A 15,157-nucleotide genomic window follows, 5' to 3' on the forward strand; every position below is an offset into this window, starting at 1 on the left:
AGCGGGCGGGGCGCCTTCATGGGCCCCGCCCCTCTCGTTTCCTGCCCCTACTTCAACGGGACCTGCACGCCTTCGGTGCTGGGGTAGCCGATGGGTGGGTCGCCGTACAGCTTGACGGCGGCGGGTTTGGCGTCCTTGGGGATGTCGAACCAGAGGTCGAGCTCGATGCGCACACCCGAGCCCACGGAGATCTCCAGGGGCTGGCGCTTGGTGATCTGCGCGGGGTCGTCGATGGGGAAGGCGCGGCCGTCCGCCGTGATCAGGCGCTGCTTGCGCGCGTCGAACCTGGATGTGGATCTTCCCGGATTTTCCACCACGACACGGACAGTGACGAACTGTCCCTTGGCGGGCCATTCGGCATGGCTGCCTGAGAGGCTGGCCTGACCGGCCTGCAGGCCGATCACCTGGAAGCGCGCGTCGCCGTCGTTGACGGGGGCGGCGTGGATCGGGGTCTCGTTGGCGCGGACCTGCCGGGCGGGCAGGTCGTAGGTGGGTTTCGCCTGCGGCTTCGCCGGTTCCGGGCTGCAGGACGCCAGAGCCGCCACGACGCAGGCGATGAGAAGGGGTCGGCGCACGTGGCAACCGTACGAGTGGGTGGGAAGCCTGTGACAGGTTTCGCCCATAAGTGATGTTGACATGATATTTGGCCTATGGCGAAAGACATACGCTTGTAGGAAGTTGTCCGATTGTGTCTGAGCGGTGATCTGCCTGGTGACAAGCTTGCGGGAGCATCTCTGCGACAAGACCCGGAACCGAAGGGGACCGTTGTGAGTATGGCTACTGTTTCCCGCCGCGCGCTGGCGGCTGGCTCGTTCGTCGTCGCGGGCGCGCTGGCGCTCACGGCCTGCGGCGGCGGTGGCGGCGAGACCGGCGCCACGCCCGCTGCCACCGGAGCCACCTCGGCCGCCCCCAGCGCGCAGAACACGCTCGCGGCGATGGTGCCCGACGCGATCAAGTCCGACGGCAAGCTCATCGTGGGCGTAGACGCCTCCTACCCGCCGAACGAGTCGGTCGACCCCGCCTCGCAGAAGATCGTGGGCTGGGACGTCGAGCTGGTGGAGGCCATCGCGGGCAAGCTCGGCCTGACCGCCGAGTTCCAGAACGCGGGCTTCGACACGATCATCCCGGGCCTGCAGTCCGGCAAGTACGAGCTCGGCGCCTCCTCCTTCACCGACAACAAGGAGCGCGAGAAGGTCGTCGACTTCGTCACCTACTACTCCGCCGGCACCGCGTGGGCCGCCCAGAAGGGCAACCCGAAGGGGGTCAACCCCGAGGACGCCTGCGGCAAGAAGATCGGCGTCCAGCAGGGCACCGTCCAGGTGGACGACATCAAGGCCAAGAGCGACGCGTGCGTCAAGGCCGGCAAGCCCGCCATCGACCAGGTCGTGCGCAAGCAGCAGACCGAGGTCAACGCCGACCTGGTGTCCGGCAAGATCGACGGCATGCTCGCCGACTCGCCCATCGTCGGCTACGCGGTGAAGCAGACCGGCGACAAGCTGGAGATCATCGGCCAGGCCTACGACACCGCGCCGTACGGCTACGCGATCGGCAAGAACTCCGGCACCTTCAAGGACGCCTGGCTGGCCGCTGTCAAGGAGGTCATCGCCGACGGCACCTACAAGTCGATCCTCGACAAGTGGGGCGTCGCCGACGGTGCCGTCACCGACCCGGTGATCAACGGCGCGCAGGGATAGCTCATGACCGACACGGAGAGGGTGCGGCCCGAGACGATCAGGGCCGTGCCCGTCCGGCATCCGGGCAGATGGGTGGCCGCCGCGGTCATCGTGGTGCTCGCCGCGATGCTGGTGAGCAACATCGTCACCAACGCCAACTACAACTGGGCCGAGCAGTGGAAGTACTTCTTCTCACCGCCCGTGCTGAACGGCGTCCGCAACACGATCTGGCTGACGATCGCCGCGATGCTCGGCGGCGTGAGCCTCGGCATCGTGCTCGCGCTCATGCGCCTTTCGCCCAACCCGCTCATGCGCGGGGCGTCGTGGCTGTACCTGTGGGTGTTCAGGGGCACGCCGCTCTACACGCAGCTGCTCATCTGGGGCAACATCGGCGCGCTGTTCCCGCAGTTCGGGATCGGCATCCCGTTCGGCCCCGAGTTCGTCACCTGGCCGACCAACGCGCTCTACAGCGCGGCGCTGATGGCCGCGCTCGGCCTGATCCTCAACGAGGCGGCCTACATGGCCGAGATCATCAGGGCGGGCATCCTGTCGGTCGACCCGGGACAGCAGGAGGCGGCGCAGGCGCTCGGCATGACGCGCATGCACACGATGCGCAGGATCGTGCTGCCGCAGGCGATGCGCGTCATCGTCCCGCCGACCGGCAACGAGGCCATCTCGATGCTGAAGAACACCTCGCTGGTGGCGGCCATCCCGTACCTGGAGCTGACCTTCACCGCACAGACGATCTACGCCTCGACCTACCAGGTCATCCCGATGCTGATCATGGCGTGCATCTGGTACCTGATCCTGTCGTCGATCATGATGATCGGACAGTTCTACATCGAGCGCTACTACGCCAAGGGGTCGCATCCAGGCGGCGGCCGCGTCAGATTCATAGGCGGTACGGCATGAGCGACGTGATGGTCAGGGCCGAGCAGGTCTGCAAGGACTTCGGTCACGTCCAGGTGCTCAAGGGCATCGACCTCGAGGTGCTCAACGGCGAGGTGATGTGCGTCATCGGCCCCTCCGGATCGGGCAAGTCGACCTTCCTGCGCTGCATCAACCACCTGGAGAAGGTCAACGCCGGCCGGCTGTACGTCGACGGCAGGCTGATCGGCTACCGCGAGCACGGCGGCAAGCTCCACGAGCTCAAGGAGCGGGAGGTCGCCGCGCAGCGCAAGGACATCGGCATGGTGTTCCAGCGCTTCAACCTCTTCCCGCACATGACGGCGCTGGAGAACGTCATGGAGGCGCCCCAGCGCGTCAAGGGTGAGCCCGCCTCCGTCGTGCGGACAAGGGCCGAGGAGCTGATGGAGCGCGTGGGGCTGGCGGCGAAGATGCGCAGCTACCCCGCCCAGCTCTCCGGAGGACAGCAGCAGCGCGTCGCGATCGCGCGGGCGCTGGCCATGCAGCCCAAGTTGATGCTCTTCGACGAGCCGACCTCGGCGCTCGACCCCGAGCTGGTCGGCGAGGTGCTGGACGTCATGCGCGACCTGGCCCGCGAGGGGATGACCATGATCGTGGTGACCCACGAGATGGGATTCGCCCGTGAGGTCGGCGACTCGCTGGTGTTCATGGACGACGGCATCGTCGTGGAGAAGGGATCGCCTCGCGAGGTGCTGACCAATCCGCAGCACGAGCGGACGAAGCTCTTCCTGTCGAAGGTGCTCTGAGACGAGACGAACCCGGGGGAGGCTTTTGGGGCCGTGTAGGGCTTCCCCGGCCCTACACGTTATCTACTGGGCCTCCCCGCGGGCTCTGATGGGCTCAACGGTAGCGACCCGCGGGGTCCCCGCGCAAAGAGAGCGCCCAAGTCGCGCGTGTCACTCAGGCGTCTCGCAGCATGCAGGTGATGCGGGAGGTGCACACCCTGCGGCCCTGCTCATCGGTGATCTCCACCTCGTAGCTGGCCAGCGACCTGCCGCCGTGCAGCCTGGTCGCCACGCCCGTGACGTAGCCCTCGGAGGCCGAGCGGTGGTGGGTGGCGTTGATCTCGATGCCGACCGCGATCCTGCCCTCGCCCGCGTGGATGGCCGCGCCGATGGAGCCGAGCGACTCTGCCAGCACCACCGAGGCGCCCCCGTGCAGCAGGCCGTACGGCTGGGTGTTGCCCTTCACCGGCATCCTGGCCACCACCCGCTCGGCGGAGACCTCGACGAACTCGATGCCCACGCGCTCGCCCAGCGTGCCCTTGTTCATCTCTTCGATGACGGCGATGTCGAACGTCAAGGGGAAGCCTCCTGTACCTAGTGCCCAGGCATTCTGTCGCACCTGGAGACTAGGCTGCGGTTGTGCCGAAGAGTGAAGCGACCCCCGCCCGTCCGTGCCTGCTGCTCCTGGATGGGCATTCCCTTGCCTATCGCGCGTTCTACGCCCTGAAGGACGCCAACCTGATGACCAGCGACGGTCAGCACACCGAGGCGGTCTACGGGTTCACCTCGATGTTGACCAACATCCTGCGTGACGAGCAGCCGACCAACGTGGCAGTCTGCTTCGACAGGTCCGAGCCGACCTTCAGGCATGTCGAGTACACCGAGTACAAGGCCAACCGCAGCGAGACCCCCGAAGACTTCCGCGGGCAGATGCAGCTGATCTACGAGCTGCTCGACACCATGCGCATCCCGCACCTGTCCCTGCCCGGCTACGAGGCCGACGACCTGATCGCGACGCTGGCCACCCGCGCCGCCGCCGAGGGCATGAACGTGCTGATCGTCACCGGCGACCGCGACGCGCTGCAACTGGTCAGCTCCGAGATCACGGTGCTGATGACCAGGCGCGGCATCAGCGACATGACCAGGTTCACGCCCGAGGCGGTCGTCGAGAAGTACGACCTGACCCCGCAGCAGTACCCCGACTTCGCCGCGCTGCGCGGCGACCCCAGCGACAACCTGCTGAGCATCCCCGGCGTGGGGGAGAAGACCGCGGCCAAGTGGGTGCGCGAGTTCGGCTCGCTGACGGCGCTGGTCGACAGGGTCGACGAGGTCAAGGGCAAGGTCGGCGACAAGCTGCGCGAGCACGTCGCCCAGGTGCTCATGAACCGCCGCCTCACCGAGCTGATGCGCGACGTCCCGCTCGACGTCGACCTGACCGACCTGCAGCAGGGCGCGTGGGACCGCGAGGAGATCAACAAGCTCTTCGACACCCTCCAGATCCGCGGCGAGCTGCGCGAGCGCGTCTTCAAGGTGCTCGGCACCGGCGAGGCGGAGCCCGAGCAGGGCTTCGAGGTCGAGACCGTGATCCTCGGCCCCGACAGGGTCACGGGGTGGCTGTCGGCGCTGCCCGAGGGCCGCGCCGGGCTGGCCTTCAAGGGCGCGTACGGCAGCGGCACCGGCCGCATCGACGGCATCGCGATCGCCTCGCCCGACGGCACCGCCGCCCACATCGATCCCACAAGGCTCACAGAAGCGGACGAAACGGCCCTCAGGGCGTGGCTGGGCGATCCGGCGAGGCCCAAGGCCGTCCACGACGCCAAGGGCCCCATGCTGGCTCTGTGGGCCCAGGGGATGGAGCTCAGAGGTCTCACGTGCGACACGGCGCTCGCCGCCTACCTGGCGATGCCGGGGCAGCGCACCTTCGCCCTGGAGGACCTGGCCCGCCGCTACCTCAACCGCGACCTCAAGGTCGAGGAGGAGTCGGGCGGGCAGGCCGCGCTGTTCGGCGACGACGACGACGCGCCCGCCAAGGACCTCGCGCTGCGCGCCCACGCGGTGCGCGAGCTGGCCCAGTCGCTGGAGACGTTCCTTGCGGGGCGCGGCGGCACCCAGCTGCTCGAGGAGGTCGAGCTGCCGCTGCTGACCGTCCTGGCCCAGATGGAGCGGGCCGGCATCGCCGCCGACCGCCAGTACCTCGCGGGGCTCGAGGCGGAGTTCGGCGCGGCGGTCAAACAGGCCGTCGAGGAGGCGCACCGCGTGGTCGGCGAGCCGTTCAACCTGGGTTCGCCCAAGCAGCTGCAGGAGATCTTCTTCGTCAGGCTCAACCTGCCCAAGACGAAGAAGACCAAGACCGGCTACACCACCGACGCCGACGCGCTCACCTGGCTCGCCACCCAGACCGACCACGAGCTGCCGATCATCATGCTGCGCCACCGCGACCAGCAGAAGCTGCGCACCACGGTCGAGGGCCTGATCAAGGAGATCACCGACGACGGGCGCATCCACACGACCTTCAACCAGATCGTCGCGGCCACGGGGCGCCTGTCGAGCGAGAAGCCCAACCTGCAGAACATCCCGATCCGCACCGCCGAGGGCCGCCGCATCAGGCAGGGCTTCGTCGTGGGCGAGGGCTACGAGACGCTCCTCACCGCCGACTACAGCCAGATCGAGCTGCGCATCATGGCCCACCTGTCGGGCGACGAGGCGCTGATCGCCGCCTTCGAGTCGGGCCACGACTTCCACCAGGCCACCGCCGCGCGCGTCTTCGACCTGCCGCCCGAGCAGGTCGACGGCGAGCTGCGCGCCCGCATCAAGGCGATGAACTACGGCCTGGCCTACGGGCTGTCCGACTTCGGCCTGTCGGGGCAGCTCAACATCCCCGTCGCCGAGGCGCGGGCGCTCAAGGAGGAGTACTTCGAGGAGTTCGGCGGCGTGCGCGACTTCCTCCACGAGATCGTCACCCAGGCCCGCAAGGACGGCTACACCGAGACGATCATGGGACGCCGCCGCTACCTGCCCGACCTGACCAGCGACAACCGGCAGCGACGCGAGATGGCCGAACGCATGGCGCTCAACGCCCCGATCCAGGGGTCGGCGGCCGACATCATCAAGGTCGCGATGCTCAACGTGCACCAGGCGCTGCGCGAGGAGGGGCTGCGGTCGCGCATGCTGCTGCAGGTGCACGACGAGCTGGTCTTCGAGGTCGCGCCGGGCGAGCTGGAGATGCTGCGCCAGGTGGTGACCGACCAGATGAACTCCGCCTACAGCCTCCGCGTGCCGCTGGAGGTCTCCGTCGGCATCGGCCGCACCTGGGAGGACGCCGGCCACTGACCGCCCGCCGCAGACCCCCACCCTCATCCGGGAGTTTCTGTCTCTCGTATGGCGCGTCCGGGCGTTCCCGTCTCTCGTACGGCGCGCGTCCGGGCGTTCCCGTCTCTCGTACGGCGCGCGTTCTGGCCTCTCCTGTACGGCACAGCACGGGAGAGGCCACTGTGGGCGCGTGGTCGGCGTCCGTCCATCACGCCACTCCAGCCCTACGGGGCGGGGCTCGGAGACGTCGGGGTCGCTTCCTGGGCAGCCGCGAGTCGCCGTGTCCGAACGGCGTGAGGCACCCCGCCGCCAACCCCGCTGCCAGACGACCACCAATCGGACCGCCGACCGGGCCGCTCCGACTCGGTGGGGGGCGAGATGGGGTGCCCGCGTCTGTCGCGCCCTCGCGCCCCGAAGGCCGACCGCCTGACAGACGACGACCCTCCGCCGCCTCCACCCCGCCTCATGGGGCGCTCGACCTTGGTAGGTCGTGGGGGATGCCGGTCTGTGGGTCCTCGACTCTCCCGGGCGTCGGCTCATGGATCGCTTGACCTCGTTGGGGTCGTGGCGGTGGATGCTGGTTCATGGGTAGCTGGGCCTTGGTGGGTTCGTGGGGGGATGCGGTCTGTGGGTCCTCGACTCTCGCAGGTGTCAGCCGATGGACCGCTCGACCTCCATGGCGTAGCGAACGCATGCTGCCCCACGGATCCCGGACTCCTCGACCCGTCGGGTCTGCGATGTTCGCCCACGGGCCGCTTGACGTCGATGGGTTCGTGAGGGGGCGAACTTCGGCCGTGGACCTCGGATCCCTCGACCCGTTGGCCCTGCGATGTTCGCCCACGGGGTGCTCGACGCCCACGGGTCCGTGAGGGGGTGAACTCCGGCCATGGACTCCAGGACCCACGGGATCGTGAAAGGAGGGGTTTGCGGGGGAGGGCGGGGGTAGCCGGGGATGAAATGCACATGCCGGGCCCGGTGATCGTGAGAGCCCTTGGGGTGATCTGGTCTAGGGTGGTCTGGTTGGTCTGGCCTCGATGAGCACGGGAGTTCTGTGCGGAATTCAGCATCCCTGACGCGCGTCATCGGGATAGCCAACATCGTGATCGTCACTGTCGCGGTCATCGCCCTGCTGGTGCTTCCCACCGCGGGCGAACCTGTCCCGGGGAAGGCAGCGGCGGTCGGCACCGTGCAGCCGTCCGCGCCGTCCTCCACACAGCCCGAGGCCGCGCCGGAGACCGCGCCGGATCTGCCCAGCGGCGAGCCGCCGCAGCCGGTCACGGCGACCCCCGAGTTCGCCAAGCAGGTCAAGGCCAACGAGCTCGGACTCATCCCGGTGATCATGTACCACCGGATCATGAAGAAGCGGCTGGCCTCGATCGACCGCACGCCCTCCCAGCTCCGGCAGGAGCTGGAAAAGCTGGCCAGGCAGGGGTACGTGCCGATCACCGCCAGGGAGTTCGCGACCGGCGACATCAGAGTGCCCGCTGGCAAGTTCCCCGTCGTGCTGACCTTCGACGACGGGCACGCCAGCCACTTCGCGCTGGACGCCCAGGGCGCGCCGAAGAAGGACACCGCGGTCGCGATCATCTACGACGTGGCGAGGAAGTATCCGGACTTCAGGCCCGTCGCGACCTTCTGGATCAACAGCTACCCCTTCGGTCTGCAGAGCCAGTCCGACCAGGCCAAGGCCGTGCAGTGGCTGAACGAGCACGGGTTCGAGGTGGCCAACCACACCTGGGGCCATCCGAACCTGGGTGTCCTGCCCAAGAAGAAGGTCAGGGAGCAGATCGTCCGGCTCGAACGGCTGCTGAAGAAGCTCGGCGCGCCGCTCAGCGACACGCTGGCGCTGCCGTTCGGCTCGATGCCGCACCCGAAGAAGGTCGCCAGAACGGGATCATGGGGCGGCATGTCCTACGATTTCGCCGGCGTCTTCCTCGCGGGGGCCGAACCCTCGCTTTCGCCATACGCGAAAAAATTTGACCGAAACGCGATCCAGCGGATTCAGAGCAACGGCAAGCGAGGCGAGTGCCGCAAGTGGTGCTCGCAGTATTGGCTGGAGTGGCTGAACAAACACCCTGGTGAGCGCTTTGTCTCCGACGGAGACCCCCAACGGATCTCCATCCCGCGGAAATCTCGGGGTAATATCACTGCCAAGCGGATCGGGCAGGTCAACCCCTACTAGGTGGCCTCGCACGCCTTTGCGTCTCTTGCCGTCCCGTGTCCTCGGATTGACCCCGGTCGCCAGGTCTCATATGCTGATCGCTGCGCTGTGGGCTCGCGCGCGCCTCAGACGGAGCGGGCTCGCGCTCGGTCTCGTCGATGACGTCATCCTCGGCTTGATGCGGAAGAGAGCCTGCTGCGCGTCCGCCACATCGACATCTGTCCGCGTTCGGAGCAATTCCACACATGACGAGCAGCACCGAGGCCACCTCGAGCACCCCGCAGGTAGCGGTCAACGACATCGGTTCCGAAGAGGCCTTCCTCGCCGCGATCGACGAGACCATCAAGTACTTCAACGACGGCGACATCGTCGAGGGCACCGTCGTCAAGGTCGATCGAGACGAGGTCTTGCTCGACATCGGTTACAAGACCGAGGGTGTCATTCCCTCGCGTGAGCTCTCGATCAAGCACGATGTCGACCCGGCTGATGTTGTCGAGGTCGGCGAGCACGTCGAGGCCCTGGTTCTCCAGAAGGAGGACAAGGAGGGTCGCCTGATCCTGTCCAAGAAGCGCGCCCAGTACGAGCGCGCCTGGGGCACGATCGAGAAGATCAAGGACGAGGACGGCATCGTCACCGGCACCGTCATCGAGGTCGTCAAGGGTGGTCTCATCCTCGACATCGGCCTCCGTGGCTTCCTGCCGGCGTCCCTGGTCGAGATGCGCCGTGTTCGCGACCTGCAGCCCTACGTCGGCCGCGAGCTCGAAGCCAAGATCATCGAGCTGGACAAGAACCGCAACAACGTGGTCCTGTCCCGCCGTGCCTGGCTCGAGCAGACGCAGTCCGAGGTCCGCCAGACCTTCCTCAACACCCTGCAGAAGGGCCAGGTCCGCAAGGGCGTCGTGTCCTCGATCGTCAACTTCGGTGCGTTCGTGGACCTCGGCGGCGTTGACGGTCTGGTTCACGTCTCCGAGCTGTCCTGGAAGCACATCGACCACCCCTCCGAGGTTGTCGAGGTCGGCCAGGAGGTCACCGTCGAGGTTCTCGACGTCGACATGGAGCGCGAGCGCGTCTCCCTCTCGCTCAAGGCGACGCAGGAAGACCCGTGGCAGCAGTTCGCCCGTACCCACCAGATCGGCCAGGTCGTCCCCGGCCGCGTCACCAAGCTGGTGCCGTTCGGTGCGTTCGTCCGGGTCGAGGAGGGCATCGAGGGCCTGGTCCACATCTCCGAGCTGGCCGAGCGCCACGTGGAGATCCCGGAGCAGGTCGTCCAGGTCGGCGACGAGATCTTCGTGAAGATCATCGACATCGACCTCGACCGTCGCCGCATCAGCCTCTCGCTGAAGCAGGCCAACGAGGGCGTCGGCGCCGAGGTCGAGTTCGACCCGACGCTGTACGGCATGGCGGCCACCTACGACGACCAGGGCAACTACATCTACCCCGAGGGCTTCGACCCCGAGACGGGTGAGTGGCTCGAGGGCTTCGACAAGCAGCGTGAGGAGTGGGAGCGCCAGTACGCCGAGGCGCAGACCCGCTTCGAGGCTCACAAGAAGCAGATCGAGGAGGCCCGCAAGGCCGAGGCCGAGGCGGGCGAGGTCCCCTCGACCTACACCGGCGAGACCCCGGCCCCGTCCAGCAGCAGCAGCACCTCCTCGGCTCCGGCCGCCGGTGCGCTCGCTTCGGACGAGGCTCTCGCGGCCCTTCGCGAGAAGCTCGCGGGCGGCCAGAGCTGACCGCGTGAGCTGAGCTAGACGAAAAGGTCGAGCCCCGCACGGACCTCCGTGCGGGGCTCGACCTTTTCGCCGTCCCACAACTTGGCGTCATACGGCACGCCTGTTCCCGTTCGGGTGTTGTACGGCGGGCCGGTGCCGTTCGGGCGTCGTACGGCGAGCCGGTTCGGCTGTCGTACGGCAGGCCCGTTCCCGTTCTGGCGTCGTACGGCGGGCCGGTTCACGTTCGGGGGTTGTACGGCAGACCCTTTCCCGCTCGGGTGTTGTACGGCGATCCCGTAGCTACTCGGGTGTTGTACGGCATGCCCCCTCACGCGCCACCCTGGGCGCGGGGCGGGCGTCTGTCCAGGGATACGCATCACCGAGCGCTCATGGCCCGCACCCCAACGAACGGCCCGCCCTCGAGAGCACCTCGGCACCTCGGCACCCGGCACCTCGGTCGTGAGTGTGATGGAGGCGCGAGGTGTGTGCGGGGCAGTCGGCTTGGTGGGTGTGGTGAGTGGAGGGATACGCATCACCGAGCGCTCTCGGCCGGTATCTCAAAGGACGGCCCGCCCTCGATGGCCTCGGCACCTCGGCAAGCCCGGCAGCTTGGCACCTCGGCAGGCTCGGAAGCTCCGTGGGAGTGCGATGGAGGCGTGAGGTGTGAGCGGGTCAGTCGGCTTGGTGGGTGTGGTGAGTTCAGGGATACGCATCACCGAGCGCTCTCGGCCGGTATCTCAAAGGACGGCCCGCCCTCGATGGCCTCGGCACCTCGGCAAGCCCGGCACCTCGGCACCTCGGCAGGCTCGGAAGCTCCGTGGGAGTGCGATGGAGGCGCGAGGTGTGTGCGGGGCAGTCGACTTGGTGGATGTGGTGAGTGGAGGGATACGCATCACCGAACGCTCTCGGCCGGTATCTCAACGGACGGCCCGCTCGGCACCTCGGCAGGCTTGGCGACTCGGCACCTCGGCAGCTTGGCAGGCTCGGCGCCTCGGTCGCGAGTGTGGCGGAGGCGGGAGGTGTGGGCGGGGCAGTCGGCTCGGTGGGTGCGTGAGTGCCAGGGAAGCGTGGTGTGCGGCGGGGTCGGAGGTCGGCTCGTGGGCCACGGTGGTGAGGGCGGGGGAAGTGCGAGGTGTGGGGCGGGTCAGGTTCGGCGGGTGGCGAGGTGGCGGCCCAGGCGTTGCATGGGGATCTCGACGAAGCGGTAGGTCAGCCAGCTGGCCGCCAGCACCAGCCCCACGAACAGCGTGCCCATCAGCGCCTGGATCGCCAGCGGCGACCTGCGCAGGTCGCCGGTCAGGCTCACGAAGTAGCGCAGCAGCGGGTGATGCAGCAGGTAGAGCGAGTAGCTGATCATGCCGAGCCACGCCAGGAACCGGAAGGTCTCACGGCTTCGCAGCGCCATCGCCAGGGCGAACGTCGCGCCGGCCAGGACGAGAGTGGTGATCCACACGCCCGGACGCACCCACCACCAGCCCGCGTGGATCGCCCACGCGGGGGCCAGCGCGACCAACACGGCGGTGACGGCCACCGGCCACAGCGGGCCCTCGCGGCGCTCCCACCGCTGGATCGCCGTTCCCGCGAACATCACCGCGAGGATCGCCAGCCCGAACCACGGCACCCTGCTGCTCAGCACCAGCAGGGCGAGCGCGCCGGCGCCCATGACGTAGGCGGCGACCGTACGGAACCTGCCGGAGATCAGGCAGGCGAGGCCCGCGAAGAAGATCGCGAAGGCCAGCCAGGACGGCCACGGGCCGGGCGCGATCGGGGCGGCGGCCATCAGCAGGCCGCTGACCACGGCGGCGGCGCCGAATCCGATCGCGATGGGGCCGCTGCGGCGGTGCACGCCGATGACGAACAGGGTGGTGACGAGGAGGTAGAAGACCATCTCGTAGGCCAGGGTCCACATGGTGTCGACGGCGGCGCCGGTGCCGAGGACGTCCTGGAGCATCGTGGCGTGCGCGGCGATCGAGGAGGAGTCGCGCGGGACCTCCCTGCGGATCGGCATCCACCACGAGGTGGCCATGACCAGGGCGATCACAGTGAGGTAGAGCGGGTAGAGGCGGAAGACCCTGCCGATCCAGAAGCCGCCGACGTCGCCGCGACGCTCCAGTGAGGTGGGGATGATGTAGCCGCTGACCAGGAAGAACACCAGGACGCCGTACATGCCGAGGTTGAACCAGTACGGACGCAGGGACGGGATCACCCAGGGCAGCATGTGCTCGGCCACCACGGCGACGGCTCCGATGCCGCGCAACGCGTCGAGCCACGCCAGGCGCGACAAAGCGGAGGATTCGCTCTGTCGTGCGGATGTGCGGGCAATCGACATCTAGCCAACCTATCGAACCCTGATCGCCTACTTCCCCCAAGCCCGGACGTTCTCTCTCGAACGCCACCACAACAACACCCGCGCCGCCCACCCGCGCAGCCCACCCGCGCAGCCAACCCACGGCTTCGCCTCGAACGCCTTCCGACTTCTGGGCACTCCGCCAACTCCTCGATCCGATACGCCCCCAAGTTGGCCGTGGGGCGGGCGCTCGGTGATACGCCTCCCTGGACAGGCGCCGGCCCCATGCCCAGGGAGGCGCTTGGGCTTGCCGTACCACAGGGATATCGGAGAGGCGCCCGGCTAGGGTGGGGGGATGATCGCGCGGGCGGTGGGCACGGACGCCGGAGAGATTCTGACCGTACAGAGGGCGGCCTACGTCAGCGAGGCCCAGCTGTACGGTGACCCGTTCATCCCCCCGCTGGTGGAGTCCGTGGAGCAGGTGCGCAGGGCGATCGAGAACGGCGTGGTCCTCAAGGCCCGCCAGGGCGAGCGGATCGTGGGCGCGGTCAGGGGGCAGCTGGCGGGCACCACCTGCCTGGTCGGGCGGCTCGTGGTGGCGCCCGACGCCCAGGGGCGCGGCATCGGCAGGGCGCTGCTGGAGGCCCTCCACGAGCAGGTGCCGCAGGCCCAGGCGTTCGACCTGTTCACCGGGCACCTGTCGGAGGGGAATCTGCGGCTGTATCGGCGACTTGGCTACAAAGAGACCCACAGGGAACGGATGGATGACCATATGACCCTGGTGCACCTTCGGCGCGGCTAGGCTGCGCTCATGCTGAGAGTGGGTCTGACCGGAGGCATCGGGTCGGGGAAGAGCGAGGTCTCCAGGAGGCTCGCTGAGCGGGGCGCCGTGGTGATCGACGCCGACAAGATCGCCCGTGAGGTGGTCGAGGCGGGCTCCGAGGGGCTGGCCAGGGTGGTGGCCGCCTTCGGCGAGGAGATCCTGCGCGAGGACGGCTCGCTGAACAGGGAGAAGCTCGGCGCGATCGTGTTCGCCGACTCCGACAGGCTGGCCGCCCTCAACGGCATCGTCCATCCCCTGGTGGGTGAGCGGGTGGAGGAGCTGCAGCGGCAGGCGCCCGACGACGCCGTGGTGGTCTACGACGTCCCGCTGCTGGTGGAGAACAAGCTGGCCCCCATGTACGAGGTCGTGATCGTGGTCGACGCCTCTGACGAGGTGCGCCTCGACCGGCTGACGAGGGTCAGGGGCATGTCCGAGCAGGACGCCAGGGCCCGTATCGCCGCCCAGGCCTCGAGGGAGGAGCGGCTGGGCGTCGCCGATGTCGTGATCCCGAACGAGGGCACGCTGGAGGAGCTCGACGCCAGGGTCGCGCAGGTGTGGAAGCGCCTCAGAGGTTGAGCGTCGGGATCTTGTCCCGGTAGGGGTCGAGGTGGTCGAGGGCGATGCGCGCGATCTCCCGCAGATCGTCCGGGTCGAGATCGACGGTCAGCCCGATGGCCGTGAACAGCCGCTGCGCCTCCTCGGCCGTGGGCTGCTCGCTGAGCGGCGTCGCCAGCTCCAGGGGGAGCCTGGTGGCCTGGCTGAGGCTGTTCTCCAGCTCGGTGGCCCACAGGTTGTAGTGGGGGCTGCCGCGAGGGATGGCCACGGCGGGGAAGGCGGGGCCGCGCTGGGTGATGATCAGGCGGCTCCACGACAGGTCCCAGCGGAACAGCGAGAGGGTTCGCGAGAGCCGTACCTCGATGTCGAGCAGCTGGCGGTTGCGCTGGCGGTACCAGCAGGCGGCCAGGATCGTGGCGTAGAGGTCCCTGCGGGTGCCGAGCTCGGTCCAGTCCTTCTCCTCCGAGCCGCTGGGCGCCAGGTCCTGGTGCAGGCGGGTGTAGGCGGCGCACAGGTCGAGGTCGGAGGGGTCGAGGATCTCCAGCCTGAAGGTGATTCTCCGGCGCTGGCGCTGGGCCTGCTCAAGGCATTCGGGCAGCGTGACCGCACGGGTGAAGGTGCCGGTGCTGCCCTTGAACAGCCACCTGTCGGTCTCCGCGCGCGCCTCGGTGAGCTCGCGGCTGATGGCGGGGCCCGTGAGGGTCATGACCGACTGGCCGCTGGTGAGCAGCGACCACATGCCGTCCGTCGTGGTGGCGACCCTGGCCAGCTGGTCGGCTACCTTGCGTTGCCTGGAGCGGTCCCTGATCCAGACGAAGGCGAGCGCGGCGAGCACCGGGAGGATGACGCCGTCGGCCTCGCCGTCCTTGATGACGTTGAGCAGGTCGAGGACGCCCACCACGAGGGCCACCACGAAGACCACGACGATGTCGAGGTTGCCGGCGATGTCGCGCAGGCGCGCGAAGACAGTCATATCACGCGAGTACCA

Annotated in this window: 12 protein-coding genes; 8 read left to right on the forward strand and 4 right to left on the reverse strand. The window is 68.3% G+C overall.

Translation table 11 applies throughout. The annotated features are described in order from the left end of the window. Positions 1 to 47: 47 nt before the first annotated feature. Complete coding sequence (locus FHR33_RS40080) at positions 48 to 575, reverse strand: DUF4352 domain-containing protein (RefSeq protein ID WP_312895949.1); 528 nt, start codon at positions 573 to 575, stop codon at positions 48 to 50. 198 nt (positions 576 to 773) lie between these two features. Here FHR33_RS40080 and FHR33_RS40085 point away from each other — a divergent pair, with 198 nt between their 5' ends. Genes FHR33_RS40085 through FHR33_RS40095 form a run of 3 tightly spaced genes read left to right on the forward strand, consistent with a single transcriptional unit; the run spans position 774 to position 3,346 of the window. After that, positions 774 to 1,694: an ABC transporter substrate-binding protein gene (locus FHR33_RS40085; RefSeq protein ID WP_183659194.1), complete on the forward strand. Its 921-nt coding sequence runs from the start codon at positions 774 to 776 to the stop codon at positions 1,692 to 1,694. Between the two features lie 3 nt (positions 1,695 to 1,697). After that, positions 1,698 to 2,585: an amino acid ABC transporter permease gene (locus FHR33_RS40090; RefSeq protein ID WP_183659196.1), complete on the forward strand. Its 888-nt coding sequence runs from the start codon at positions 1,698 to 1,700 to the stop codon at positions 2,583 to 2,585. Next, positions 2,582 to 3,346, forward strand: coding sequence for an amino acid ABC transporter ATP-binding protein (locus FHR33_RS40095; RefSeq protein ID WP_281388224.1), 765 nt, complete (start codon positions 2,582 to 2,584; stop codon positions 3,344 to 3,346). The genes FHR33_RS40090 and FHR33_RS40095 overlap by 4 nt, the downstream gene beginning before the upstream one ends. Positions 3,347 to 3,500: 154 nt before the next feature. On the opposite strand, the gene FHR33_RS40100 is transcribed toward FHR33_RS40095, so the two are convergent. Then, positions 3,501 to 3,872 (reverse strand): PaaI family thioesterase, encoded by a 372-nt coding sequence (locus FHR33_RS40100; protein ID WP_183660585.1) that lies wholly within the window; start codon positions 3,870 to 3,872, stop codon positions 3,501 to 3,503. A 92-nt stretch (positions 3,873 to 3,964) separates the two neighbouring features. On the opposite strand from FHR33_RS40100, the gene polA reads away from it, so the two are divergent. From polA to rpsA, 3 genes are all read left to right on the forward strand, one after another. Beyond that, entirely contained in the window at positions 3,965 to 6,655 is a 2,691-nt protein-coding gene (gene polA / locus FHR33_RS40105; RefSeq protein WP_183659198.1) for a DNA polymerase I, read from the forward strand. Between the two features lie 1,078 nt (positions 6,656 to 7,733). After that, complete coding sequence (locus tag FHR33_RS40110; RefSeq protein WP_312895950.1) at positions 7,734 to 8,816, forward strand: polysaccharide deacetylase family protein; 1,083 nt, start codon at positions 7,734 to 7,736, stop codon at positions 8,814 to 8,816. Positions 8,817 to 9,040: 224 nt separating this feature from the next. Then, the gene (gene rpsA, locus FHR33_RS40115) at positions 9,041 to 10,525 is read left to right on the forward strand and encodes a 30S ribosomal protein S1 (RefSeq protein WP_183659202.1); all 1,485 of its coding nucleotides are present in this window, start codon (positions 9,041 to 9,043) and stop codon (positions 10,523 to 10,525) included. Positions 10,526 to 11,648: 1,123 nt separating this feature from the next. Here rpsA and FHR33_RS40120 read toward each other — a convergent pair. Beyond that, entirely contained in the window at positions 11,649 to 12,788 is a 1,140-nt protein-coding gene (locus FHR33_RS40120; protein ID WP_246452329.1) for an acyltransferase family protein, read from the reverse strand. A gap of 358 nt (positions 12,789 to 13,146) precedes the next feature. Between FHR33_RS40120 and FHR33_RS40125 the strand changes: the two genes are divergently transcribed. Both FHR33_RS40125 and coaE read left to right on the forward strand, forming a co-directional pair. Continuing rightward, entirely contained in the window at positions 13,147 to 13,593 is a 447-nt protein-coding gene (locus FHR33_RS40125) for a GNAT family N-acetyltransferase (RefSeq protein WP_183659206.1), read from the forward strand. Between the two features lie 9 nt (positions 13,594 to 13,602). After that, a complete protein-coding gene (gene coaE, locus FHR33_RS40130) occupies positions 13,603 to 14,190 on the forward strand; it encodes a dephospho-CoA kinase (protein WP_183659208.1) in 588 nt (195 codons plus the stop codon). Here coaE and FHR33_RS40135 read toward each other — a convergent pair. Further along, positions 14,180 to 15,142: a hypothetical protein gene (locus FHR33_RS40135; RefSeq protein ID WP_183659210.1), complete on the reverse strand. Its 963-nt coding sequence runs from the start codon at positions 15,140 to 15,142 to the stop codon at positions 14,180 to 14,182. The two genes, coaE and FHR33_RS40135, sit on opposite strands and share 11 nt — an antisense overlap. Positions 15,143 to 15,157 lie beyond the last annotated feature (15 nt).

The sequence above is a fragment of the Nonomuraea dietziae genome (assembly GCF_014195505.1).
Taxonomy (GTDB): domain Bacteria; phylum Actinomycetota; class Actinomycetes; order Streptosporangiales; family Streptosporangiaceae; genus Nonomuraea; species Nonomuraea roseola.